We start from the raw sequence: 25,218 nt of genomic DNA, 5'->3' as shown, positions 1-25,218 counted from the left end.
CGAAAGGCAGGTAATAACCTCCCCGGAAAACGCATTCCGTTAAAAAGGTAGTCTATAAACAAAGGGGAAAAAACAAATGAAAAAACCGTTACCGTTAATCGCGTGCCTGTTTTTGGCGGCCGCGTCCTTCGCGGGGGCCGAAACGGTAATGCTGGGCGGGACCGGTTCGCCGACGGCGGCGGCCAAGGTCGTATCGGACACGTCGACCGAAACGGTCCTCACTTTTACGTTGGACGGCTTCATACGGGAGAAGGAGGCCGAGGGCGGCGTTACGTACGACCGCGTCATCCTGCGTAGTCGCGGAACGACCGAAAACATCGGCCTGCCCGAACTCCCGGCCGTAAACGAAACGGTGATGATACCGGGCGACCGCAAGGTCAGCGTTGACATCGTCAAGTGGGACGAGGTTACGCTCACCGGCTACAACGTCTGGCCGTTCCAGACGCCGGCTACGGACGTCGACTTCGAACTCCCGTTCGTCCGGGACGACAAGTACTACGCGGCGGGGTCGACCTACCCCACGGCGAAAGTCGAACTCGGCAAGCCGGCCATCTTCCGCGACATCCGCGTTATCCCGCTGCGGGTTTGTCCTTTCCGGTGGAACCCGGTCACCGGCGAGTTGAGAGTCGCGAAGAAGATCACGGTCAAACTCAACTACTACGGCCAGAGTGACGTCAACACGCTGCGGGTCACCGGGTACCGCGACCCGGCCTTCGAACCGCTCTACGAAGACAGCGTAATAAACTATAGAGCCGGGTATCACGGCGTGGACGCCGGCGGCAACCTGGAACACCCGGAACACCTCTTCATCTGCTACCCGGACTTCAAAGACGAGGCCGAGGCGCTGGCCGAGTTCTACAACAAGATGGGCGTCTATACCAAAGTAGTTACCACGACCGAAACCGGTACGACCAAAGAGAATATTAAAGCCTACATCCAGACGACTTACAACGAGGCGACGCCGGCGGTACTCAAGTACGTGCTGCTCGTGGGCGATATGGACTACGTCGCCGCGGGGTACTGGCCCGGCTACAGCATGGTGGGGGACTACTGGTACTCCTGCCTGACGGGAGGCCTGGAGGACCCCTACCCCGACGTCAACGTAGGCCGCTACAGCACCAAAGACGGCGCCAAGGTTACGTACTTCATCCAGAAAAGCATTAAGTACCAGAAAGACCCGGACCTGAGCAACGATTGGCTCAACAACGCGATGCTCTGCGCGCACTACGAGCAAGCCCCCGGCAAGTACGAGGGTTGTTGCGAAGAGGTTTATAATTTCAATTACTCGCTATTTAAACCAAACTTCATCAGGATCTACGGTTCCCAAGGCAAGCGCAATTCGGACGTCTCCAACGCTATAAACAGCGGCGTGAACATCGCCTCCTATCGCGGCCACGGCAGCGAGACCGCCTGGACCGCTTGGAGCATCTACGGGGATTACTTTAGCACCAACGAAGTCCACGCCCTCGCCAACGGCGATAAGACGCCCGTCTGGCTCAACGTCTGCTGCCTGAACGGCAACTTCGCTTACGGCGGCGAATGCTTCATCGAGTCGAACTTGAACGCCACCGGCAAGGCCGGCGTAGCGTCCAACAGCGCCTCCGACCCCTCGTACACCGTCCCCAACCACGACTACATGAAAGAGATGTACAAGGCCATCTACGACAAGGGCATCCTGAACTGCGGCCTCGTCTCCAACTACGGCAACACCAGGGTTATCCAGATATACGGGGCTTACTCCCTGTACATGAAGAACGTCTATATGTATATGTGGAACGGCGACCCGTTCACCAAGATCTGGATGAAGAAGCCGGATAAAAAGCTGACCGCCTACCATCCGGCAACCTTCATCATCGACCCGGGGAAAAAATTCGTCGTCACCGTTTCGGATACCACCCGGGCGCCGGTGGAAGGCGCGCTGGTCGGCTTATACAAAAAGGACGACGTTTACTGCGCCGGCACTACCGATAGCGGGGGCAAGGTCGAGCTGGAGCCCACGCGCAAACTAACGGGCGAGGGCACGATGTACGTCACGGCCACCAAGGACGGCTACCTCGGCTACTGGTGGCAGTGCGCCCTACTGTCGGGCGACGACGTTAAAATATCCCACTTCGTAGCCCGCAAGGCCGACGGCGGCGTACGGCTGTCGTGGAACGCGCGGCACGACGGCGAGCTTATCGGCTTCAATCTGTACCGTCTGGAAGTCCCCGCCGCCACAGGGAACGACGAGCGGTTCGCCGCGGGCGGTAACTCCGTGGCCGAAACCGCGTCATGGACCAAGGTTAACGAGGAATTGATCGTGGGCCGCGGGCCGTACGAATACCTCGACGCCGTCGACGAAGGTAATTACCGTTATAAACTCGAGGCTGTCACGCGGGCCGCCCCGATAATAGTCGGGCCCATCGACGTAGATACCACGGCGATACCGAAAGCGTTCGCGCTCAGCCAGAATTACCCGAACCCGGCGAACGTATCGACTAAAATCAGCTTCGGCCTTCCCGTAGCCACCGGGGACATCAAACTCCGCGTCTACGACCTCTCGGGCCGCGAAATTAAATCGATCAACGTCGGCGCGCGGCAAGCCGGCATCGTGAACTTGGAATGGAACCTTACCGACGACGCCGGCCGGCAAATCCCCGCGGGCGTATACCTCTACCGCCTCGACACGCCCAACTTCTCGGCGACGAAGCGTATGGTAGTCGTGAGGTAACGACAGCGAAAAGAAAAAACCCCGGCTCAGGCCGGGGTTTTTTTATTTCCTCCGTAAAGCGATTACGTCACCAACGCCGGGTTGGGCGGCGACGCGCAATTGCCGCCCCGCATCACGACGTTGCCGCCCACGACGGTCAAGGCCGGCTTTCCGCCGACCTCGACCCCCTCGAACGGCGTATTCTTGCCGCGCGAAAAAAACGAGGCCGCGGAAATGACCGACTTCCCCTCGGCATCGAGTACCGCGACGTCCGCGGGCGCGCCCACCGCCAGCGTCCCCCCGGCCAGGCCGAACAACTTGGCCGGGCCCGTCGAAATCAATCGCACGAAATCGGCGGCCGACATACCGGCCCCGGCTACCAACGCGGTGTAAGCTATCGCCGCGTACGTCTCGATGGCCGAGATGCCGAAAGCGGCGTCGTTGAATTCCACGTCCTTGTCCACCACCGAGAGCGGTACGTGATGCGACGCGACGGCGTCGATGGTACCGTCCGCCAGGCCCGCCTTGAGGGCTTCGACGTCGCGCTCGCCCCGGAGGGGCGGCGACACTTTCGCGAAGGTGTTATATCCCTCCACCGCGCGCTCCGTCAGCCGGAAATAATGGGGCGACGTGTCGCAGGTTACCTTGATGCCGTCCGCCTTGGCGCGGCGTATCAGCTCCACCGCGCCCCCCACCGTAACGGGCGATATGTGTACGTGCCAGCGCGTCATCCGGGCCAATATTATGTCCCGGATGACCATCACCTCTTCCGCCGACCACGGAATCCCCTTCAAGCCCAACGTCGTGGAAACGAAGCTCTCGTTCATCACGCCGCCCGCCGCCAGCGATTCGTCCTGGGGAAAAGCGATTACGGGAACGGCGAAGGCCCGGGCGTACTCCAACCCCCGCCGCATAACCTGCGAGTCCATGACGGCGCGGTCGTCGCCCACCGCCACCGCGCCGCCGGTAACGAGGTCGCCCACGTCGGTGAGGGTTTTCCCCTTCAGCCCCCGCGTCAGCGCCGCCACCGGCTTGAGCCGGACCAAACCCTCCCGCCGGTTCTTGCTCAGCAGGAATTCGGCGACGGTGATGTTGTCCAAGGGCACGTCGTCACACGGCCGGCACACCGCGGTCGTGACGCCGCCGGCCGCGGCCGCGCGCGACAGACTCGCCACCGTCTCGCGGTCGGCGCGGGTCGGTTCCGAAAAGTGGACGTGCAGGTCGACGGCGCCCGGTATCACCCATTTCCCCGTAGCGTCGTAAACCTCGGCATCTTCGGGCGCGGGTAGGTCTACGTCGCACGCCGCCACGACGCCGTCGGCCAGCAACAGGTCGCATACGCGGTCGACGTCGCGCGAGGGGTCTATAACCCGGCCGTTCTTTATCAGGAGTTTCATTCGCGTTCGCCGGCCAGCAAGTACAGCACGGCCATTCGCACCGCGATGCCGTTGGTCACCTGTTGCACCATGAGCGGAAACGCGTAGTCCGCCACCTCGGGGGAAATCTCGACGCCGCGGTTCATCGAGCCCGAATGCAGGACCAGCGCGTCGTCGGCCGCCAACGCCAGCCGCCGCGGCGTGAGACAATAGAAGCGCGCGTACTCCCGCAGCGACGGTATCTGCAGGCGGTTGGCGTCGGTGAGTTCGACGCGCGAAAGCAATATCACGTCGGCGCCGGCGATGCCGTCCTCGAGGCGCGTCGCCACCCGCACGCGGAACTGGTCCACGCCCGGCGGTATCAACGTCGACGGGCCGACGAGCGTAACCTCGGCGCCCACTTTCTTTAGGCCGTATATATTGGATATCGTAGCCGGGCTCCGCGGGTGGTCGCCCAGTATGGCGACCTTGAGCCCCTCGAAGCGCTTCTTGTGTTCCCAAATGGTGAAGAGGTCCACCAGCGTCTGCGTGGGGTGTTCGTGCGGGCCGTCGCCGGCGTTGATGACGGAGCAATGTACCTGGCGCGCGAGCTGGTGCGCCGCGCCCGCCATGGAGTGGCGCACCACCAGGAAATCGACCTGCATCGCCTCCACCGTCTTGGCGGTGTCGGTGAGGGTCTCGCCGGTGGCGGCCGAAGACGTGGCCGCGGTGATGTTTATGAAGTCGGCCGAAAGGCGCTTGGCCGCGAGCTCGAACGAGAGGCGCGTCCGCGTGGAGGGTTCGTAGAAGAGATTGGCCACCGTCCTCCCGCGGAGGGCGGGCACCTTCTTAACGGGCCGCGCGGCGATGATTTGGAAGTTGGCCGCCGTATCCAATACCACGCGGAGCTCGCCCTCGCTCAGCGTTTGGATGCCCAAAAGGTCTTTCGATTGCAGGGCCACGTCAACCCCTTAAAAACGCCGGCCTAACGTCGGCCGGCGGGGCAAGGATACGTTATCACGCGGTCGCCGCCGTCGCCGAAGACGACCTCTATTATACGGTCGCGTTCGACGTCGACGCGCGTTCCGACGAAGTCCGGCTGAATCGGCAGCTCGCGGCCGCCGCGGTCGACCAGCACCGCCAGCTCTATGCGGCGCGGTCTGCCTAAATCCATGAGGTTGTCGATGGCGGCCCGTACGGTCCTTCCCGTAAAGATGACGTCGTCCACCAGCACCACCGTCATGCCGGCCACGTCGAAGGTGACGTCGGTGGCACGCACGATGGGCGCGGGCCCGATCTGCGAGAGGTCGTCGCGGTAGAGCGTGATGTCCACGGTCCCGGTGGCGGCGGGCTTCGCCCCCAACCGCTCGAGGGCCGCGACGACGCGTTCGGCGAGCGGCACGCCGCCGGTATGTATGCCGACCACGGCCAGCTCGTCGGCGCCGGCGTTCTCCGCGACGATCTCGCTGGCTATACGCGCGACGGCGCTCGCGGTATCGGCGACCGAAAGTATCTCGGTAACCTCGTACTCCGTTCCAGGCGTCATATTATTCCCGCACCCGGTCGTTGGCGACGCAACGGCGGCGGCGCAAAACTACCACTTCGACCGGTACATTTCAAGTTAAAACTCGGTCGCGCGGCGCGCTCGCCGAGGAAACTCAAGCCCCTCGGTCGGCGGCGCGCGCGACCCAGCGCGAAAGCGCTCGGCTCCCGCGGCCCAAATCCCGCTGCAGCTCGGCCTCGCGCCAACTCCCCGCTCTTACCCGTACGCCCCGCGCCCGGGCCCGTATCGCGCGCACGCGGTCGCGGAACTCGCGCCGCGATATTAGCGGCGCGTCGGCCAGCGGCGTCCGCGGCTTCGGCACCAGCGGGTTGACCCGCGCCTGGAAAGTCAACGTCTTATACCTCCGGTTGAGACGGGCCAGCTCATCGCCCACCGCGGCCACATCGGCCGCGCTTTCGCCCGGCGCCCCCACGATATAATAGAGTTTTATTTTGGATAAACCCGCCGCCGCGGCCGCGTCGAGGCATTCCTCGAGCCGCCCGGGCGGCAGCGCCTTGCCGAGCCGGGCCTGCATCTCGGCGGTCGCGGCCTCCGGCGCCAACGCAACGCCCCGTTGGCCCGAGGCGCCGAGCGCCTGCAAGACGGCGGGCGTCCGCGGCGCCGCGAGCGCGAGTGAGCTCACGCTCAGCAACATGCCGCGTTCGACGACGCCTTGGGCCAGCTCGACGACGTCGCCGTAATCGGCCAAGGCCGCGCCCACCAACCCCACCTTGCCGACCTTATCCCGCGCCTCGTCCACCAAAGGCCACAGCGACGACAGCTCGCGCCGGCGCGGCGGCGAACTTATCGCGCCGGTCTGACAAAACGAACACGACCGGCCGCACCCGCGGACGGGCTCCAGCAGGAGGAGCTTCCCGAATTCGGCGTGCGGCGTCGCGAGCCACGAGCCGCCGCGGTACGGCGTGAGGTCGTCCACCCGGGAGGCCTCAGCCTTCGCCGGCGCGCCCTCCTCCGGCACCACCTGCGCCGGCGACCCGGGCGCCCCGTACAGGACCCGGTACAACGCCGGGACGTAGACGCCCGGAACGTGCGCCATAAGCGCCAGCACGTCGCGCCGCGGCCCGCCGACGTTGGCCGCGACCACGTCTAAAACCGCGGGCAGCGACTCTTCGGCGTCGCCCAACACGACGGCGTCCGCGAACGGCGCCAGCGGCTCCGGGTTGGCGGTTACGGCCGGGCCGCCCAATATCACGAACGGGTCGAACTCGCCGCGCTCCCCGGCCCAGGGGCGAACGCCGCCGCCGGCCAACATCCCGTATACGCGCTGGTAGTCGGGCTCGTAATATACGGAGAACGCGACGACGCCCGCTCGAGACAAAGGCGTCCCGTATTCCAACCCGGCCGCGTCCTTGACGACGCCTTTGGGAGGTTTCCCGGCGTAACAGGCGAAGTAGCGCTCCGCCCGGAACGCGGGGTGCGCGGCGAACGCGCCCCACGCGAGCTGGTACCCCAGCGAGGCCATCCCGACGCGGTAGCTGTTGGGATAACACGCCGCGGCGTACAGTTCGCCGTCGCCGCCCGGCGCGGGCGTCGCCAAAACCGCCTCGGCGGCGAGGACCTCCCGCCGGCGGTCGGCGTCCGATTCTTTAGCGCGAGCCATAGACGTAACAAAGGGCGCCCGCGCGCCCCGACGACGTTAGAGATGTTATACGGGCTTTCTTCAATGGTCTAATTTTTCGCAAAAGACGTCGCTCGAGCCGGCCGCACAAGGTTCTTCCTCGAGCTGAAGGGTGGTGTGGTTAATTTTAAACCGGGCCGCCAACGCGTCCTCCGCGGCGCGCCGCACGTCGTCGCCGGCCCCCTCGCAGACGACGAGGTGGGCCGACAGGTTCGTGATGTGCGAGCACAACGCCCAGATGTGGAGGTCGTGCACGGCCGTAACGCCCTCTACCACCGTCAGCGCCCGGGCGACGTCGCGGGGCCGCACGCCGGGGGGCGTGCCCTCGAAGAGGATCCGGAGCGCGTCCCGCACCAGCCGCCCGGCCCCCCACAGCAGCAGGCCGGCGATCGCCAGCGCCAGCAGCGGGTCGACGACGAACCATCCGGTGAAGATGACTATAAGCGCGCCGACGATCACCGCGGCCGACGCCAGCGCGTCGCCTATGACGTGCAGAAAAGCTCCCCGTATGTTTATGTCGGAGCCGACGTGCCGCCGGAGCAGCAGCGCGACGGCGGCGTTCGCCACCAGGCCCGCGGCCGCGATCACCAACAGGCCCACGCCCTTCACCGGCGTGGGCTCCATCAGTCGGCCTATGCCCTCCACGAAGATAAAGGCCGCGACCGCGATAAGCGTCACGCCGTTAATCAAAGCGGCGAATACTTCGGCGCGATGCCAACCGTAAGTGCGTCGCTCGTCCGCGGGGCGGCGCGCCAAGAGCAGCGCCCCCAGCGAGAGCGTGAGCGCGAATACGTCCATAAAGACGTGCGCCGCGTCGGAGAGCAGCGCCAGGCTGCCGGCCCATATACCGCCGACGACCTCGCCCGCCAGCACCAGCGTCGTAAGGGAGATGGCCCAGGCCAGCCGTCGGGCCGGCCGGCCGGAGGGCAAATCCGAAACGCCGTGGTCGTCGGGGACGTGTTCGGGCAAGACGTTAGTCCTCTTCGCCCGGGCCGCGATAACCGCAGCTCCTCTTGGCGCAATACTTCCCGCGCTTCCCCTCCAGGAGGTACGGCGCGCCGCAGGCCGGGCACTCTTCGTTCACCGGGACGGCGTTGGCGGTGAAATCGCACTCCGGGTATTTCTCGCAGCCGTAAAAGCGGCGATTGCGCTTGCCCCGCCGCTCCACCACCCGGCCGCCGCACTTGGGACACTTGGCGTCGACCTTCTTGCGTAGAGGACGGGTATTCTTGCACTCCGGGTATTTGTCGCAGGCGAGGAACTCGCCGTACCGGCCGCGTTTTACCACCATCGCGCCGCCGCACTTCTCGCACGTCTCGCCGGTGTCCTCGGCCTCGACCGGGACCACCTTGCCGTCCTCGTCGCGCTCGAAGTTCATGGTCTGGCCGCAGTCGGGATAATTCTCGCACCGCAAATACTTCCCGAACCTTCCCCACCGTACTTCCATCTTCCCGCCGCACTTGGGGCAATCCACGTCGGTGCGCTCCGCCGCTTCGTCGCGCACCGCGTCCATAACGTCGGCGGCCTGCGCCAGGTCGGCGGCGAACGGACCGTAGAAGTCGGCCAGCACCGCGTCCCACTCCGCGCGGCCTTCCTCCACGGCGTCGAGCTGCGACTCCACCTTGGCCGTAAATTGCACGTCGAAGATGTCCGGGAAAGACGCCACGAGCAGGGCGTTCACCAACTTGCCGAGCTCGGTGGGATGGAACGCCCGCCGGACGCGTTCGATATACTTGCGGTCGATGATGGTGGCCACCGTGGGGGCGTACGTGCTCGGGCGACCGATGCCGTGCTCCTCCAACGCCTGGACCAGCGACGCGTCGTTGTAGCGCGGCGGCGGCTTCGTGAAATGTTGCTCCGGCGTGACGTCGGCCAACGGAACCTCGTCGCCCACCGCCAGCGAAGGCAGTAGCTCGCCGGCGCCGGTCTCGCGCGGCGTAACCTTCATGAAGCCCGGGAACTTGAGCGCTTGCGTCAGCGCGCGGAAGAGGTACCCGCCGCCCTCGAGCGCGGCGGTGGCGGTATCGAAGACGGCGTCCGCCATCTGCGACGCCACGAACGTGCGGTAGATAAGGTCGTACAGTTTGAACTGGTCGGCGGTGAGATGTCCCTTCACCGCCTCGGGCGCTCGCGCAACGTCGGTGGGGCGTACGGCCTCGTGGGCCTCCTGGGCGCCGCGGCGAGAGCGATAGAAACGCGGCTTAGCGGGTAAGTAATCGGCGCCGAACTCTTTTTCGATATATTTCCGGCACGCGGCCGCCGCGGACGACGCCACCCGCACCGAGTCGGTTCGCATGTAGGTGATAAGGCCCACCCGGTCGCCGCCGCCCACGTCGACGCCCTCGTAGAGCACCTGGGCCAGCGCCATGGTCTTGCGGCCGGTGAAGCCGAATTGCCGGGCCCCGGCCTGCTGCAACTTACTGGTCGTAAAAGGCGGGACCGGCGACCGGCGCTTCTCGCCGCGTTCGAACGACGTAACGACGAAGCTTTGCTTGAGGACCTTGTCCCGTTCGGCCGACGCCTCGGCCTCGTTCGCCAGCCGGCGCCGGTATTTGACCAGCCGCCCGGGCGCCATCAACGTCTCGCCGTCGATAGAGACGAGCGACGCGGCGAAGCGTTCGCCGGCCGCGGTTTCGAATTCGGCCCCCAGGGTCCAATATTCGTCGGCGACGAAGTCCTCGATTTCCTGCTCGCGCTCGCAGATAAGCCGGACCGCCACGGACTGGACGCGGCCGGCGGAAAGGCCGGTCGTGACCTTCTTCCACAATATGGGGCTGACCTGGTACCCGACGAGGCGGTCCAGTATGCGCCGGGCTTGCTGGGCCGCGATGAGGCGGAGGTCCAGGTCGCGCGGTTCGGCCACCGCCGCCCTCACCGCCGCCGCCGTTATCTCGTTGAACGATACGCGGCGCGCGCGGGCGCCGTCCAGATGCTGCGACAGGTGGTACGCTATGGCCTCGCCCTCGCGGTCCGGGTCCGTGGCCAGATAAATCACGTCCGCGGCCTCGGCCGCCTTGGTAAGGGTTTTCAATATTTTCTTCTGCGCCGGCGTGGATTCGTACGTGGGCTCGAAACCCTTGGATACGTCGACGCCGAGCGAAGACTTCGGCAGGTCCGCAACGTGGCCCTGGCAAGACTTTACGGCGTAGTCCTTGCCCAGGAACTTCGCGATGGTCTTGACCTTGGCGGCCGATTCGACGATTAATAAACTTTTACCCATAAGGAATACGCTACATGAAGATGCGGCGGTAGTTGTTTCCGGGGAGCTTCTCGACCAGGCCGGCGATCTCGAGGGAGAGCAACGCGGTCGCGGCTCGAGACGGGTCCCACCCAACGCGGGCCGCGAGCTCGTCGGCCGGCATCGCCTCGCCGGCGACGCACTTCAAGAGTTCCTGCTCGTCGGCGCCGAGCGACGCGGTATCTACCGTCGGCCTAGCCGCGCGCCGTCCGCCGACGGGCGAGAACTGCGGCGCGAGCTCCTCCAAGATTTCGTCGGCCGAACCCACCGGCTTGGCGCCGCTGGCGATAAGCCGCCGGCAGCCGTCGCTCGCCGGCGAGAAGATGCTGCCCGGCACGGCGAAGACCTCCCGGCCTTGCTCCGCGGCGTGGTAGCCGGTTATGAGGGCGCCGCTGCGCTCCCCCGCCTCGACGACCAGGACGCCGGCCCCCAGGCCGCTAATTATCCGGTTGCGGCGCGGGAAGTTCTGCGCCTCGGGTCGGGCCGACGGCGGCAACTCCGAAACGACGAGGCCCTTTTCGCATATTTCGTCGTACAGGCCCTTATTCTCCGGCGGGTAGACGACGTCGGCGCCGCACCCGAGGACGGCGACGGTAACGCCGCCCGCCTTGAGCGCGGCCCGATGGGCGCAAGTGTCGATGCCCCGCGCCATCCCGCTTAAGATCGCTAAGCCCGCCTCCGCTAAGGGCTCGCATATGAACGCCGTCGCGCGCTCGCCGTAGTCGGTGGGCCGGCGCGTACCCACGGCCGCGACGGCCGGCGCCGTCAGCCGGTCCAACGCGCCTTTATAATACAGCACGGGCGGCGCGTCATATATCGCGGCGAGGGGCTCGGGGTAATCGTCCTCGCCCCATATTACGTACCTTAAGGCCAAAGTCTCCGCCCGGGCCATCTCGGCCTCAACTTCCTTCCAGCCGTCGAACGTCGCGAGCGCTCGCGCCCGCTCGTCGCCGATGCCCGGGACCGCGGCGAGCTCGTCGAAGGTCTTCGTAAAAACCGCCGCGGGTTCGCCGAAGGTTTCCAGAAGGCGCCGGAAAAATACGCTTCCGATGCCCGGTACGCGGGCCAGCGCCAGGGTAGCCCGTACGCGCTCTTGCCGACCAGCCTCCATTTAGGCCGGATTGTATTCGAACCCGCCGAGACTGTCAAGATAAAATTAACGAATCGTATCCGCTTGACCGCGTCGGCCGGGTATGTTATTCGTTACATTCAATGAAGAGATTCGCCATAATTTTGTCCGTATTCACGGTCTTTGCGGCCGCCGTCCTTGCGCAACAGGAGGGGACCGAACCCGAACCCACGCCTACCGTTCAGTATCTACCGGCCTACGTGTTCCCCGCGGTCTACGTGTACGGCGGCGCGGCGTGGGGGCCGTCGTACGACGCCGCGCCGGACATCACCGGCAGGGCCGCCGCGGTAGGCTTGGACGACCCGCTGGAAGACATAGGAACGCTCTCCGCCTTCGGCGTAACGTTCGACTTTTTCGTCGGTCCCTACGTCGCCGCCTCGTTAAAATTGACGCAAGAACAAGCCCCCCGCCGCGAAACCGTACTGAAATACGACTACGCCACTTTCCCCAAGGGGCCGCCGCCCACCAGGGCGTCGTGGCCGGTCGAGGAACGCCTGGCGTATAAATTCCAAAACGTCGATTATAAGATCGCGCTCAAGTACGTGGTTCTCCCCGCTTGGCCCGTTACGCCGTACGCCGCGGCCGGCATCGGCGGCAACCTGACGACGATAGACGTCGACGACCACGTATCGGACGCGTTCCTCCAAAAAAGCCAAGGCGGCGGCCTTTTGACGTCGGGTTGGTTCCAACAGTTCTCGTTCGACTGGGCCCTCTACGCGGGCATACAAGTGAACCTCGGGGACAACCTGTTCCTTATTACGGAATATAACTACGACCGCCAATTCCGCGAACACGAGGTCGCCGGCTATAAGTACCGCACCGGCCTCCAAGGGCTCTTCGCCGGCGCGGGGTGGCGCTTCCTATAGGTTGCGGGTTATGAGGCTTATCGCTATAAAGACGCACGCCGCCGGGGACCTTCTGCTGACGACGCCCGCCCTCCGGACCTTGCGCCGCGCCTTTCCGGAGGCGGACCTGGTCCTCCTAACGGGGCGAGCCAACGTCGACGTCGCCGGCGCTATACCCGGCGCGGACGCGTATATGTTCGTGGAAGAGAAGGTCGCGTTCAAGCCGAACCCGGTCACGACGTACCGGTTGACCAAAGATATTAAAAATTCCGGAGCGGACGTAGCGTTCCTCTTCCAACCTTGGCCCGGCCTGGCGCGGTTGCTAAACTGGGGCGGAGCCGCCGTATATGCCCCGTTTACCGGACCGAAGCCGCCCCGGTACCTGGCCGGCGGCGCGCGCTGGCAGCCGAACGCGGACAAATACATCGCCGAAACCTACGTCGAAGTGGCCGAGGCGGCGGGCTGCGCCCGCGACGACTTGCGACTCGACTTCGTCATCCCGCGCGGCGTGCCGAAGGCGGCCGAAATCACGGGGATTAAAAAAAAGAAGAAATACGTAGCGCTGGTGCCTTCGGGGGGACGGAACCCGCGGGAAACCGTCGCGGCGAAGTTGCCGCCGGCGCACTTCTTCGTCGAGATCGTCGATTTTATCAAGAAGGAGGCCGGCCGCCCCGTCGTGTTGGTGGGCGGGCCCCACGACCGGGAGAGGTGCGCCGCCATAACCGCTAAGGCCGGCAACGGCAACGTAATAAACCTCGCCGGTAAAACGGACATATTCGAAAGCGCCCGGGTGATCGACGGCGCCGCTTACCTCATAACGGTGGACTCGCTGCCTCTGCACGTCGGCGTCGCCCTCAAAAAACCCACCCTCGCCCTCTTCGCCCCCACCAACCCGAGCGCGCTTCTCCCGCGCGGGGGGCCCGCCGAAGCCGTCGCCGCCGAACTGGAATGCGCTCCCTGCTACGCCAACTCGCCCTTTCCCCGCTGCAAACGCCCTTTCAAGTACGAATGCCGCGAGCGCATCTCCCTGGCCCGCGTTAAAGAATTTATCTTGAAGCGCGAGCAAAAATAAGTTATAATACCTAACAAAGTAAGTCAGGTATAAGGCCGGCCTCGGGTTCGCGACGGCCGGAACGTCTACGGGCGCCAGGAAGGGGGCGGTTGCGAAGAGGAGCCCGCGAAGGCGGGGCGGCGTGTTGAGGAAAAATTACGTTATAGGAGAAACGGAATGCGCGGTTGGGCAGTATTAACGTTGGGGGCGGCGGCCGCGGCCTTGGTTATCTCTTGCGGCGAAGACGAGGTTACGACCCCCACCACCTCGGTGGGCTCCTGGACCGTCCTCGAGCCGCCGTACGAGGGAGCGTGGACGCACTGCGACGTCCGGGAAGACGGCACCGTCTGGGCGACGGTCCTCTTGACGGACTCGAAGCGCGCCGCGGTCGCCCGTTATAATAACGGCGCTTGGGCCGTAAAAGAATTCGAGCCCGTCGTCACGGAAGCGCTGAACGACATCCTCATGTTCGACGGCGAACGCGGCTGGGCTTGCGGCAACGGCGGCGCGCTCCTCGACTACCAGGGCGGCGAATGGTACCTCACCCGCCTTTACAACGACCTGGAATACCTGCACCTGGGCGGCGTCGACCCCTCCCACGTATGGGTAAACGCCATCTCCCGGCCGTACGGCGTACCGGCTATTTTCTATTACGACGGCAGCCGGTGGCGCGAGGCGGAGAAGCCGCAAGGCTACAAGAGCTTCGGGCCTTTTCACATGACGGGGGCCGACACCGGCTTTATGGTCGTCCGGGGAGCGGCGGGCGACGAAGTATTCGAGCTGCAGGGAAAACGTTGGGAGCCGGCTCTAGCCTTCAACGAAAATCTTCACCTGTACGATATAACCGGCGACGGCGCCCTAACGTACGCGGTGGGCGAACGGCGGCTCGCGAGGGAAAGGCTCGGCCGCGTCTACCAGCTTACGCCCGAGCTTCGGGATATTACCCCCGCCATCGTACCGCCGGAAGAATATTACTACCGGACGTGCTTCGCCGACCGTGCCGGCGGCCTTTGGGTAGCCGCCGCGCCGTACGAGGTTATAACCAGGGCTTACCGGCTACTCTACTGGGACGGCCGGCGTTGGACCGAGGCCGCCATAGCTAATAAGACGGAGGCCATTCCGCGCTTCTTCGACATAGAATTCATCGACGGCGCCGGATGGGCCGTGGGCGGCACGACCTTCGCCCGATACCGAAAGTAGCGCCTAATTCGAAAGCCGGCCCGAAGGCCGGCTTTTTTTATTTGGCGTAATCGCCCTCGATAGCTTTTATCTTATCCACCCTTCGGGCGTGGCGGCCGCCCTCGAACGACGTCTCGAGCCAGGCCGTCAGCATCTCCCGGCCGTACTGAAAACCGGTCTGGTCGCCCGAGAGGACCAGGACGTTGGCGTCGTTGTGGGCGCGCGTCAGCCGGGCCATGTAGACGGTCCAGCACAGCGCCGCGCGGACGCCGGGGACCTTGTTGGCCGCCATCGACATCCCGAGGCCGGTAGCGCACACCAGAACGCCGCGTTCGGCTTCGCCCCGCGCCACCGCCTCCGCCGCGGCCCGGCCGAAGTCCACGTAGTCGCAGGACTCCTCGCAATCGGTGCCGAAGTCGACGACCTCGTGGCCCAGCTCGGCCGCGGCCGCCTTCAAGTACTCCTTCAACGGGTAGCCGCGATGGTCCGCCGCGAAAGCTATCTTCACGCTTCCATCCCTCGCTTCTTCGCCTCCGCTATGTAGCGCGCCTTCATTTCGGCGTACAGCGGGAAGCGCTCGCACAGCTCGCGCACCTCTTCGCGCACCTCCGCGACGACGGCGTCGTTCTCGATATCTTTCAGGACGCGCGCGATCATGTCGCCGATGGCCTTCATCTCCGGTTCCCTCATGCCGCGCGTCGTCAACGCCGGCGTGCCGATGCGGATGCCGGAGGTAACGAACGGCTTCTGCGGGTCGAACGGGATGGTGTTCTTGTTCACGGTTATGCCGGCTTCCTCCAGCCGCTTCTCGGCCACTTTGCCCGTCAGCTCGAACGGCCTGAGGTCCACCAGCATGAGGTGGGTATCCGTCCCGCCGGAGACGATGCGCAGGCCGTTCTCGGCCAGCCGCGCCGCCAGCGTCGCGGCGTTGGCGACGATCTGCTTCTGGTAATCCTTGAACTCGGGCTTCAGCGCCTCGGCCAGGCACACCGCTTTGGCGGCGATGACGTGCATCAGCGGGCCGCCCTGGATGCCGGGGAAGACGACGCGGTCGAGGTCCTTGGCCAGCTCCTCCCGGCACATTATCATACCGGCGCGCGGGCCGCGCAGCGTCTTGTGGGTGGTGGTGGTTATGTAGTCGGCTATCCCCACCGGCGTGGGGTGAAGGCCGGTCGCGACCAGCCCCGCGATATGGGCGATATCGGCGACCAGCACCGCGCCCACCTCGTCGCAGATAGCGCGGAACTTCGTGAAGTCGAGGGTGCGGGGGTAGGCGCTGGCGCCCACCATAACCAGCTTCGGCTTGTGCTCGTGCGCCAACGTACGCAGCGCGTCGAAGTCGACGGTCTCGTCGTCCTCGCGTACGCCGTACTGGACGACGTTGAAGTATTTCCCCGAGAAGTTGATGGGGTGGCCGTGGCTCAGGTGGCCGCCGTGGCTGAGGTTCATCCCCAGCATGGTGTCGCCCGGCTCCATCACGGTGAAGTAGACGGCCATGTTGGCCTGGGTCCCGGAGTGAGGCTGGGCGTTAACGTGTTCGGCGCCGAAGAGCCGTTTGGCACGCTCGATCGCGAGCGACTCGCCGACGTCGACGTACTGACAGCCGCCGTAGTAGCGGCGTCCCGGGTAACCCTCGGCGTACTTGTTCGTCATAACGGAGCCGACGGTCTCCAGCACGGCCTCGCTCACGAAGTTCTCGCTGGCGATAAGCTCCAACGTCTCGGTCTGGCGGCGCAACTCGCCCAAAACCGCCGCGGCCACTTCCGGGTCGGTTTGCCATAAATGGCTCATATTAAACCTCCGACTGCGATTTTCCTTAAAATAACACCCGCGTTACGACAAGTCAATCTTAATCCATGATTAAGGGCGTTCGGCCGGGCCACGCCGCATCCCGGCGATAACCTAAACCTACTTGCCAACGAGGCGAATTTTCGGATTGATTTCCGCTCAAGCCGGCATTATAATATTACGCGAATGGTGGTTAAAAAATGAGGGGATTAATAACAATTATAACCGCGGCGGGAATATTCGCGGCCGCGCCGACGCGTGCCGAAACGCGAGACGTCGCGAGGTTCGCCTTTCTACTTATAGAACCCGGCTCCCGCCCGGGCGGTTTCGGTAAGGCGTTTACCGGCCTGGCCGACGACATCAACGCCTCGTTCTACAACCCGGGCGGCCTGGCGCTGTTGGAGAAGAACAGCATTACCGTAATGCACGAGCCCCGCGGCACCGCCGACTCGCAAGATATGTTTTACGACTACGCCGCGTTCGCGTACCGCACCGGCGAATACGGCACGCTGTGCTTCGACGTCGTATATAGCGACGCCGGCAAAAGCGACATGACCGACCCGGATAAGCGCGTGATCGGCGTGATGCATATTTACGACGTCGCTCCCTCCGCGTATTGGAGCTACCCGCTCCGCAACGACCTCGGCATCGGCGCCGGCCTGACGTACGCCTACCAACACCTGGCGGACATTCCCGGCGGCGTCGACCAGCAATTGTTATTCAACGGCGGCGTCCTCTACCGGACGCCGCTTAAGGGGTTGAGCGGCGGCCTCGCCTTTGCCAACCTCGGCCCGAACAAAAGCCCTACCCGAGTAGACGAGGAGCAAAAAGAGAGCGCCGTCAGCTGGCCGCCGCCGCGGACGATGCGGCTCGGCCTGGCTTATAAGTTTTTCTCGAACGAACTCAACGACCTCACCGCGGCCGTCGACGGCTCGAAGCCCTTGATGAACCTGGACGACCGGCTGGAAGATGAATTCAGCCAGGCGGTTTATTCCGGGGGCGTAGAATACGTCTACGCGAAAATAGTGGCGGTGCGGGCCGGGTACTACCGCGACCGGTGGGGCGCGGTGAACGGCTTGACGCCGGCCTTCGGCTTCAGTTACCGGGGCGTCGGTTTCGATTACGGCCGCGTCCCGGAAGGCGAGGCCTTCGGCGACCGCCACCGCTTCGCCCTGGGTTATTACTTCTAAGCGAGGGCTCGGCTCGGAAGTCTTGATTTGACGACGTATGAACCGCTTACGGCAGAAACGGGCGGCGCGACGGCAGCGCCCTTTTCAGCTTGATTTTAAAACGGGCACGGGTTATAATAATAGGGAAAAGGGGGTCGCGCGATGTATAAACCGGCGACAATTTTACTAGTTGGCGCACTTGTGCTTGCGGGACCGGCGTTATGCGAAACTAAGGACACGGCGCAGTTTATTTGGCTCCATATCGAACCCGGTTCCCGCCCGGGCGGCATCGGCAAAACCTTCACCGGCCTGGCCGACGACGCCAACGCCTCGTTCTACAACCCGGGCGGCCTGGCGCTGTTGGAGAAGAACAGCATTACCGTTATGCACGAACCCCGCGGCACCGGCGACCTTAAAGACATCTTCTACGATTACGCCGCGTTCGCCTACCGCACCGGCAAATACGGTACGCTGTGCTTCGACGTCATATACAGCGACGCCGGTAGAACCGATATGATGGACCTCGAAGGCCGGAAAATAGGCGTAATGCACAGTTACGGCGCGGCGCCGTCCCTCTATTGGAGTTATCCGGTCCGCCAAGACCTCGGCGTCGGCGGCGGCCTGACGTACGCGTACCAACACCTTACGGACCTTCCCGGCGGCGTCGACCAACAGCTATTGTTTAACGGCGGCGTCCTGTACAAAACGCCGCTCAAGGGCCTTTCCGGCGGCCTGGCCTTCACCAACCTGGGCACGAATAAAACCGCTAAGCGGGTGAACGAAGAGGAACAAGAGATCGAAGTTAGCTGGGCGCCGCCGCGTACTATGCGCCTCGGCCTGGCCTATAAGGTATTTTCGACCAACCTCAACGACCTCACCGTAGCCGCCGACGGCTCGAAGCTGTTGATGAACCTCAACGACCGCTTGAGCGAAGAGTTCGGCCAGGCGATTTACTCCGGCGGCGCGGAATATATATACGCCAAAATGGTGGCAGTACGAGCCGGCTACTACCGCGATAGGTGGGGCGAGATAACCGGCTTAACGTTAGGCTTCGGCTTCGCGTATACGGGCCTGAGCTTCGATTACAGCCGCATACCAGAAGGCGAGGCCTTCGGCGACCGGCACCGCTTCGCCGTCGGCTACGTCTTTTAAAAGCCCCGGAATACGCGTGGCGCGTCCCAAGCCCATCTTCGAAAAGAAAAAAGCCGTCGTCACCGCAGCCGTGGCGGCGGCTTTAGCGTCGCCGGCCGCGGCGATAATCATCGGCGGCGAGGGCGCGTCGTTACCCGAGGCCTTTAAAACGGTCGCGGTCGCGGGCGAGGCCGGCCGCGGCGACGGCCAGTTCGACGAACCCACCGCCGTCGCTTTCGACGGCGCGCGCCGGCTCTACGTCGTCGACAACCGCAACGTACGCGTCCAGCGGTTCTTCCCGTTGGGCGATTTCGACACGGCGTTCGGGCGCTTCGGTTGGAAGGGCGAGGGGCTCGTCTCGCCGTACGGCGTAGCGGCCGACCAGGAATTATACGTATACGTCAGCGACCGCGAGCGCGGCCTAATCCACCAGTACGACATCTACGGCAAATACCTCAAGTCGTTCGGCCAGACGCAGCGGCTCGCGACGCGGTTCGAACGGCCCGCCGGCCTCGCCATCGACAAACTGGGCAACCTGTGGGTCGCCGACGCCGGCAACCACAAGGTCAAGCGGGTCAACGTTCTGGGCGAAATCACGTTGGAGGTAGGCTACTACGGCGCCGAGCCGGGCAAACTCAACCTCCCCGCCGACGTCGCGGTGGACGAAAGCGGCGGCGTCGTCGTGGCCGACACCGGTAACTCCCGGCTGCAGCGCTTCGACCGCTTCGGAAACCCCGTCGCCGTAATTACCGGCGGCGACGACAGGCAACTGCGCAATCCCTCGGGCGTTTGCCTCGACCGCTTCGGCAATATTTTCGCGTCGGACACCGGGAACGACCGCGTCGTAGCTTTCGCCGCCGACGGCCGGTACCTGTGCGAATACGGCAAGCTGGGCCGCGGCAAAAGGGACTTCAACCACCCGGGAGGCCTTGGCTTCGGCGCGGACGGAAAATTATATGTAGCGGATACGTACAATAACGTAATAAAAGTATTAGAAGTACAATACCGCCTCCCGGAACGCGTCGAGAAGCCGCCGCGGCTCCCGGCGCCGGACGAAAGGTAAAACCGAAAACCGCCTGCGGCCGCGGCCCCACCAGCGCCTGTACCCCCGGGAGGGGGCGTTTTTATATAATGGCAGGACGTTCCCGAAGACGATTTCTCCCTACGGCCGGCCTTCTGGTCGCGGCCGCGCTGGGCGCTTCTTCCGCCGCCGCCGAGGAAGAGCCGCGGTGGCGCGAAACGCTGGCCGCGGCGCGGGAATCCTTCGAGATAACGGAGCCCGCGCCCGGCATCGGCTACGGGCTGCCGCACAAATTCCTCTTCGTCGGTTCCGAAACGGTGCGCGTCGGCGACGTCGTCTGGGAAAGGGGCCGCGACTACCGCATCGACTACGACGCCGGTACCTTGACCGTACTCGCGGCCCCCCCGTACGCCGGCCCCGTCGTCGTCGAGTACGAGTACCTGCCGTTCCTGCAGAGCGAGGATTATCGCACCGCGCTCGAGGGCGAGGGCGAGGCCGAGGCGCTGGAGCGCATCGAGGAGGCCGCGGCCGCGCCCTCGGAGCTGGACGTAACCGGCTCCAAGACCTTCACCGTAACCGCCGGCAACTTCGAGGGAAAGCCCTTCACGCAATCCCTCCGCCTTTCCATCCGGGGAAACGTCGGCGACGTAAAGGTAACGGGTGAGATATCGGACCAGGACCTGCCGTTCGAGGAGGGGGGCGCCACGGAGGAAATAGAAGCCGTGGACAAGATATTCGTCCGCGTGGAGGGCCGCCACCTGGCCGGGACCTTCGGCGACTACGACGCCGCCGTCACCGGTCGGCGTTTCGCCGATTACCAACGACGGCTCACCGGCATCAAAGCCGAAGCTTTCTACCCCACCTGGCGGGCCGACGCCTACGGCGCCCGGGCGCGCGGCCGCTTCGCGACTAACGAGTTCTACGGCGTCGACGGCGTGCAGGGCCCGTACCAACTCTCCGCCCGCGACGACGACGACATTATTATACTCCCGGGAACCGAGACCGTCTGGCTGAACGGCGCGAAACTCAAAGAGGGCGAGAACAACGATTACATCGTCGACTACGACCTCGCGACGATAACCTTTACCGTCCGCCGTCCCATCTCGGCCGAGGACCGCATCGTCGTCGACTTCCAATACACCACCGAAGAGTACCAACGCAACTTCTTCGGCGCCGAAACCGAAGGCCACTTCGCCGGGGACGCCGTCAACGTGGGCGCGCTGTACCTGCACGAGGAGGACGACCGCGCCCACGCCTTCTTCGGCCTCGACGATTATTACCGCAAATTGCTGGAGGGCGCCGGCGACGACCAGGAACGCGCGCGCGTACTCGCGCGGGACGAAAACGGCGAGATAATATACGAGTACGTCGGCGAGGGCCGGGGGGAATATTCACGGCAATGGGACCCGGTGGAGGGGAAATACGTATACCTCTACGTCGGCCCGGGCAACGGCGACTTTATGCCGAGGACGATACTGCTCCCCTTCCCGAAACGCCACAGCCTTTTCGACGTGAACGCCGTCCTCGCTCCGACGCGCCTCATCACGGTCGAGGCCGAGGGTGCGACGAGCGACCTCGACGCCAACACCTTCTCCTCGTCGACGGACCAGGACAACAGCGGCCTCGCCGGTTCCGCCGCCGCTACCGTTCGCCTCGACGCGCTCGAGCCGCTCAAACGCGCGGGGGAGCTCGAAGTCCGGCACGTCGTGGAGAACAGGGACACGCGTTTTCAGAACCTGGGCCGCGAAGATGCCGTCGCGTTTCTGCAGCAATGGGACCTCGACGACGAGGTCGCCGGCCTGGCCCACCCTCCAGGCTACAACCTTCACGAGACGACGATTACGGAACGACCCGTTCCTTCCCTCACGGCGTCCGGAACGTACGGCGGTATACGCCAACACTACGTCGGTTTCTCGGCGAACGGTTACGTATACCAACGAGGTAAAAGGGTCGCGACCTCGCTGACCTGGGAGCCCGACCGCTGGCCGCACGTCGCGTACGACTTCAACCACGTCCGCCGGCGCGGCCCGCGATATACCGCGGTACTTGAGCACGGCGACCAATCGATAGCTAAAAGCGTATTCACCAACGACGAAAATACGCGACGCGAGCAGAGCGGCGAGGTCTCCTATTCCGTCTGGCGGCTTAGCCCGTACGTCCGGATTTACGATAAGAAGCGCCGCGCCGACTACGAAATAGACAACTCCCCCGACGAAGGAACGCTCGAGCAAGAGCTCGAGGTGGGGACCGGCGTGCGGCCGGCGGTTGGGTGGGCGGTCCGTCTCAGCCACATCGAAGGCCGCGGCAAAAAGGTCGAAGACCGCACGTTCGTACCGCACTATCGTAAGAACCAAGAACACGCCGCCGCTGCGTACGACGCCCCCGGCCTGGTCGACCTCAACGCCGAGTACACCAAGATTAGAAAGGATTTCGCCTCCGCGGACGAGGGCGACGTCGACTCCGACCTTTCGCTGCTCGAGCTGTATTACACGCCGCTGGAGCGCGCGTTAGCGCTGAGGACGCGTTACGAGCTCAACAGCGTCCAAGACCTCGAGCGCGAAGAAATCTTCGAGGTCGCCCGGGACGGCGACGGCGACTACCGCCGCGAACCGGACCCCAAAAACCCGAACCGCTACGTCTATATCTACGACCCGGACGACCCGGCCGCTATTTACATAAAGAGGTACCGGTATACCGGCCGGGCGTACCGCGCTCTCGAGCCGGACCTCACCGTCAGCCTCGCCGTGCTCCCCTACCGCTTCAACGACGTGCGCGGCCGAGACGCCGAGCGCGACCCGTGGCTCGACGCCGCGTCCGCGGACCTCTACTTCCACGCCCGTAACAGCTCCGCGTCGCCGCGGCGCTTCGCCGTCGCCACGCTTCAAGATCTCCTGGCCTCGGACTCCCTCGACAGCAGCCTGGAACAACGTTATACCCTTACCCTATTGCCCGTCAACCGGCGGCTCACGGGCCGGGCGCGCTACTCCGTCAAGGACGACCTCGACCGGACCATCGCGTCGCGCCAACGCCGGCGGTGGCGCACGTCCCGTTACGGCGAAGTCGTCGGCGAACCGGCGCCGCGCTTGACGGTCCAAGCCGACGTCGACCGGGTACGGGAATGGGAATCGATAACGGAGGAGAACGTACCCCGCCCCGAGAATACCATAGCCCTGGAGATGATATACGGCCTGGAACCTACCTACAGCCTCACCGCCCGGCTCGACCTTAAGGTTCGCGGCGAGGTTTCGCGGCGGCACGAGGAATACAACGCCGCGCCGACCCACTTCAAGGGTACGAGGGTGAAACCGGAGGCCACGTACCGCCTTACGGAGTCCGGCGTCGCCAACGCGTGGTACGAGCGAACGCAGTACGACGTCTCGGGCTACGGCGGGTCGGAGACGTCGTTGCTGCGCATCCCGGGAGTTACGCACAAGTGGGAAACCAGCGTCAACAAGGGCGTGGGTCGATACGTCACGCTTATCTTCACGTACGACGGCGAAAAAAAACCCGACGAGGGAGTGACGCGGCACCGGGGCCGAATCGACCTGAACATATATTTCTGATGTTAAAGAACCGGGCCATACTGGTCGTACTCGCTTCCGCCGCGGCGGCCGTACCGGCTTCCGCCGAGTTAACGCTCGAGGGAAACGCGGCGTTCGGCGACGCCGAAATCGAAGCCGCGGCGTATCGCGACGGCTCCGTCGACGTAAGCGCCGTCGAGCGGCTCTACTCGCGCGCCGGATATTTGGACGCGCGCGTCGAGCTGACCGCGGAAAAAGGCCGTCCGCCGACATTAACGATATCGGAGGGTACGCAATACCGCGTCGCTACGCTGGATGTGGACAACGAATCGCCGCTCAGTCGCGACGAGGCGGCCGCGTTCGTTCCGTTCGGCCCGGGCGACCCGCCGTCGCCGCCCGACCTCCGGGAGGGTTTAATCGCGCTGCTGGCCGAACTGGCGGGCCGGGGATACCTGCGCGCCGAAGCGGAATACGCCGTAACCGACGCCGGCGAGAGACGGGTGGACGTCGCCGTCGCCGTTCGCGCGGGCGAGCGGTACGCCGCGGGCGAAATCCACCTCGTCGGCGTCCGCCCCCGGGACGAGGAGGCGATACGCGATAAACTGGAGACCCGGCCCGGCAAACCCTTGCACGAGCGGACGCTGGCGCGCGACCTCCTTAGCATAATAGACTACTACCGCGAGCGCGGTTATCCCACGGCCTCGGCCCGCCCCCGCGCTTTCGAGATCGCCGAGCGTTACAAAGAGATAGACTTCGACGTAATCGTCGAACCGGGCGGCAAGGTAACCGTAACCGCCATAGATATCGTCGGCAACCGCAGGACCCGCGACGGCGTTATCCGCCACGAGCTCCTGGCCGTTCCGGGCGAACCCTACGACGTCGAGCGCCTGCGTAAGAGCGCGCGGCGGATATATAACCTAAAATACTTCGAGGCCGAGCCTGACATCGAACTGGTCGACGCCGGTGCGGGCCGCCTTCGCGTAACGGTAGTGGAACGGCCGACGTACCGCGTGACCGGCGCGTTGGCGTACGAGCCCGCGGAAGGCGAAACCGCCGCGGCCCTGATCGGCGAGCTCGACGCGCGCCTCGCCAACCTCGCCGGCACAGGCCGGGAGCTAGACGCCCGCTACCGCCGCCTGGCCGTCGAATCGACCGACGCCGCGGCAACGTACTACGAACCGTGGATCGGGGGCGTCGACCTCTTCGCGCAACCGAGCGGCCTGTATAAAGAGCGGGTAACGTACCGGAAGGCGACCGGCGAGCTCGCCCTGGGTACTCATCCCCTCGTGGACCTGACGGTGGCGGCGGGCGGCGGCTTCGACCGGGTGTGGAAAGAAAGCGCGAGCCGGAAGTACAAAGTCTTCACGTGGGCAACGTACGACAGCCGCGACTACTTCGACAACCCGCGCCGGGGTTGGCAGGCGCACGGCCGGCTGGAGCTCGGCGTAAAGGAATACCTGGCCGACCGCTTCCGGGAAAGGGTGCCGCGGCTCGAGCTCGACGCCTGGCGCTTTTGGTCCACGACCCGCAACCAGGTCCTCGCGGCGCGAGGCCGCGTTCAGGGCTTCGTCTCGCAGCGAACGAGCCTGGACGAAGTTTTCCCGCTGGGCGGGTACGCCGACCTCCGCGGTTTCAAAGAGGAGCAGTTCCTAACGGACCGCCAAGCGCTCGCGACCGTCGAGTATCGCTTCTTGACCGGCCGCGGCAACAGGCTGTTCCTCTTCGTCGACGCGGCCTACCGCCACCTCAAAACCGAGAAGACGTTCGACGAAGGGCTAAGCGTGGGTTACGGCGGCGGCTTCCGGGCGGCGACGGCCGTCGGAACGTACGGCGTCGATTACGGCCTGGCCGCCGGCGACGGCCCCCTCGACGGCAAAATCCACGTCTCCATCACGCAGGAGTTTTAACGGTCGAAAGCCC

The 25,218-nt window shown here is 64.6% G+C and carries 18 protein-coding genes; 9 read left to right on the top strand and 9 right to left on the bottom strand.

Going from position 1 to position 25,218, the window contains the following annotated elements:
- Window positions 1-76 precede the first annotated feature (76 nt).
- Window positions 77-2,710 carry a C25 family cysteine peptidase gene (locus VMX79_12265; protein ID HUV87872.1) on the top strand — a complete coding sequence of 878 codons (2,634 nt, stop codon included), beginning with the start codon at window positions 77-79 and terminating at the stop codon, window positions 2,708-2,710.
- A 62-nt stretch (window positions 2,711-2,772) separates the two neighbouring features.
- Here the strand turns inward: VMX79_12265 and VMX79_12260 are convergent, their stop codons facing one another.
- From VMX79_12260 to dprA, 7 genes are all read right to left on the bottom strand, one after another.
- Window positions 2,773-4,086 carry a dihydroorotase gene (locus tag VMX79_12260; GenBank protein HUV87871.1) on the bottom strand — a complete coding sequence of 438 codons (1,314 nt, stop codon included), beginning with the start codon at window positions 4,084-4,086 and terminating at the stop codon, window positions 2,773-2,775.
- Window positions 4,083-5,006 (bottom strand): aspartate carbamoyltransferase catalytic subunit, encoded by a 924-nt coding sequence (locus tag VMX79_12255; protein ID HUV87870.1) that lies wholly within the window; start codon window positions 5,004-5,006, stop codon window positions 4,083-4,085. Before VMX79_12255 ends, VMX79_12260 begins: the two co-directional genes overlap by 4 nt.
- Before the next feature lie 23 nt (window positions 5,007-5,029).
- A complete protein-coding gene (pyrR, locus tag VMX79_12250; protein ID HUV87869.1) occupies window positions 5,030-5,590 on the bottom strand; it encodes a bifunctional pyr operon transcriptional regulator/uracil phosphoribosyltransferase PyrR in 561 nt (186 codons plus the stop codon).
- 112 nt (window positions 5,591-5,702) lie between these two features.
- Window positions 5,703-7,208, bottom strand: a complete 1,506-nt coding sequence (locus tag VMX79_12245; GenBank protein ID HUV87868.1) for a radical SAM protein — start codon at window positions 7,206-7,208, stop codon at window positions 5,703-5,705.
- A 60-nt stretch (window positions 7,209-7,268) separates the two neighbouring features.
- On the bottom strand, window positions 7,269-8,195 hold the full coding sequence (locus VMX79_12240; protein HUV87867.1) for a cation diffusion facilitator family transporter: 927 nt from the start codon (window positions 8,193-8,195) through the stop codon (window positions 7,269-7,271).
- A gap of 4 nt (window positions 8,196-8,199) precedes the next feature.
- Window positions 8,200-10,446 (bottom strand): type I DNA topoisomerase, encoded by a 2,247-nt coding sequence (gene topA / locus VMX79_12235; protein ID HUV87866.1) that lies wholly within the window; start codon window positions 10,444-10,446, stop codon window positions 8,200-8,202.
- Window positions 10,447-10,456: 10 nt separating this feature from the next.
- The gene (gene dprA, locus VMX79_12230; GenBank protein ID HUV87865.1) at window positions 10,457-11,575 is read right to left on the bottom strand and encodes a DNA-processing protein DprA; all 1,119 of its coding nucleotides are present in this window, start codon (window positions 11,573-11,575) and stop codon (window positions 10,457-10,459) included.
- A gap of 122 nt (window positions 11,576-11,697) precedes the next feature.
- On the opposite strand from dprA, the gene VMX79_12225 reads away from it, so the two are divergent.
- The 3 genes from VMX79_12225 to VMX79_12215 all read left to right on the top strand — a co-directional run bounded on the left by VMX79_12225 (window position 11,698) and on the right by VMX79_12215 (window position 14,689).
- Window positions 11,698-12,459, top strand: a complete 762-nt coding sequence (locus VMX79_12225; protein HUV87864.1) for an outer membrane beta-barrel protein — start codon at window positions 11,698-11,700, stop codon at window positions 12,457-12,459.
- A 10-nt stretch (window positions 12,460-12,469) separates the two neighbouring features.
- Window positions 12,470-13,510: a glycosyltransferase family 9 protein gene (locus VMX79_12220; GenBank protein ID HUV87863.1), complete on the top strand. Its 1,041-nt coding sequence runs from the start codon at window positions 12,470-12,472 to the stop codon at window positions 13,508-13,510.
- Between the two features lie 156 nt (window positions 13,511-13,666).
- On the top strand, window positions 13,667-14,689 hold the full coding sequence (locus VMX79_12215) for a hypothetical protein (protein ID HUV87862.1): 1,023 nt from the start codon (window positions 13,667-13,669) through the stop codon (window positions 14,687-14,689).
- A gap of 37 nt (window positions 14,690-14,726) precedes the next feature.
- Here VMX79_12215 and rpiB read toward each other — a convergent pair whose 3' ends face one another.
- Both rpiB and glyA read right to left on the bottom strand, forming a co-directional pair.
- Window positions 14,727-15,176: a ribose 5-phosphate isomerase B gene (gene rpiB, locus VMX79_12210; protein ID HUV87861.1), complete on the bottom strand. Its 450-nt coding sequence runs from the start codon at window positions 15,174-15,176 to the stop codon at window positions 14,727-14,729.
- Window positions 15,173-16,459, bottom strand: a complete 1,287-nt coding sequence (glyA, locus tag VMX79_12205) for a serine hydroxymethyltransferase (GenBank protein HUV87860.1) — start codon at window positions 16,457-16,459, stop codon at window positions 15,173-15,175. The genes rpiB and glyA overlap by 4 nt, the downstream gene beginning before the upstream one ends.
- A gap of 197 nt (window positions 16,460-16,656) precedes the next feature.
- On the opposite strand from glyA, the gene VMX79_12200 reads away from it, so the two are divergent.
- The 5 genes from VMX79_12200 to VMX79_12180 all read left to right on the top strand — a co-directional run bounded on the left by VMX79_12200 (window position 16,657) and on the right by VMX79_12180 (window position 25,205).
- Window positions 16,657-17,646: a PorV/PorQ family protein gene (locus VMX79_12200; protein HUV87859.1), complete on the top strand. Its 990-nt coding sequence runs from the start codon at window positions 16,657-16,659 to the stop codon at window positions 17,644-17,646.
- Between the two features lie 180 nt (window positions 17,647-17,826).
- Window positions 17,827-18,777 (top strand): PorV/PorQ family protein, encoded by a 951-nt coding sequence (locus tag VMX79_12195; protein HUV87858.1) that lies wholly within the window; start codon window positions 17,827-17,829, stop codon window positions 18,775-18,777.
- Window positions 18,778-18,793: 16 nt separating this feature from the next.
- Window positions 18,794-19,819 (top strand): NHL repeat-containing protein, encoded by a 1,026-nt coding sequence (locus tag VMX79_12190; protein ID HUV87857.1) that lies wholly within the window; start codon window positions 18,794-18,796, stop codon window positions 19,817-19,819.
- A 68-nt stretch (window positions 19,820-19,887) separates the two neighbouring features.
- Window positions 19,888-23,340: a hypothetical protein gene (locus tag VMX79_12185; protein ID HUV87856.1), complete on the top strand. Its 3,453-nt coding sequence runs from the start codon at window positions 19,888-19,890 to the stop codon at window positions 23,338-23,340.
- Complete coding sequence (locus VMX79_12180; protein ID HUV87855.1) at window positions 23,340-25,205, top strand: POTRA domain-containing protein; 1,866 nt, start codon at window positions 23,340-23,342, stop codon at window positions 25,203-25,205. The genes VMX79_12185 and VMX79_12180 overlap by 1 nt, the downstream gene beginning before the upstream one ends.
- Window positions 25,206-25,218: the final 13 nt, after the last annotated feature.

Source organism: bacterium (assembly GCA_035529855.1).
In the GTDB taxonomy this organism is placed as follows: Bacteria; RBG-13-66-14; B26-G2; order WVWN01; family WVWN01; genus WVWN01.
This window is presented reverse-complemented; position numbering and strand designations above follow the sequence as displayed.

Bases quoted from the DNA above. Each gene is read 5' to 3' on its own strand.
- VMX79_12220 (HUV87863.1), top strand. From the start codon at position 12,470: ATGAGGCTTATCGCTATAAAGACGCACGCCGCCGGGGACCTTCTGCTG.
- pyrR (HUV87869.1), bottom strand. From the start codon at position 5,590: ATGACGCCTGGAACGGAGTACGAGGTTACCGAGATACTTTCGGTCGCC.
- VMX79_12245 (HUV87868.1), bottom strand. From the start codon at position 7,208: ATGGCTCGCGCTAAAGAATCGGACGCCGACCGCCGGCGGGAGGTCCTC.
- VMX79_12200 (HUV87859.1), top strand. From the start codon at position 16,657: ATGAGGGGATTAATAACAATTATAACCGCGGCGGGAATATTCGCGGCC.
- VMX79_12260 (HUV87871.1), bottom strand. From the start codon at position 4,086: ATGAAACTCCTGATAAAGAACGGCCGGGTTATAGACCCCTCGCGCGAC.
- topA (HUV87866.1), bottom strand. From the start codon at position 10,446: ATGGGTAAAAGTTTATTAATCGTCGAATCGGCCGCCAAGGTCAAGACC.
- dprA (HUV87865.1), bottom strand. From the start codon at position 11,575: ATGGAGGCTGGTCGGCAAGAGCGCGTACGGGCTACCCTGGCGCTGGCC.
- VMX79_12180 (HUV87855.1), top strand. From the start codon at position 23,340: ATGTTAAAGAACCGGGCCATACTGGTCGTACTCGCTTCCGCCGCGGCG.
- VMX79_12215 (HUV87862.1), top strand. From the start codon at position 13,667: ATGCGCGGTTGGGCAGTATTAACGTTGGGGGCGGCGGCCGCGGCCTTG.
- glyA (HUV87860.1), bottom strand. From the start codon at position 16,459: ATGAGCCATTTATGGCAAACCGACCCGGAAGTGGCCGCGGCGGTTTTG.
- VMX79_12185 (HUV87856.1), top strand. From the start codon at position 19,888: ATGGCAGGACGTTCCCGAAGACGATTTCTCCCTACGGCCGGCCTTCTG.
- VMX79_12265 (HUV87872.1), top strand. From the start codon at position 77: ATGAAAAAACCGTTACCGTTAATCGCGTGCCTGTTTTTGGCGGCCGCG.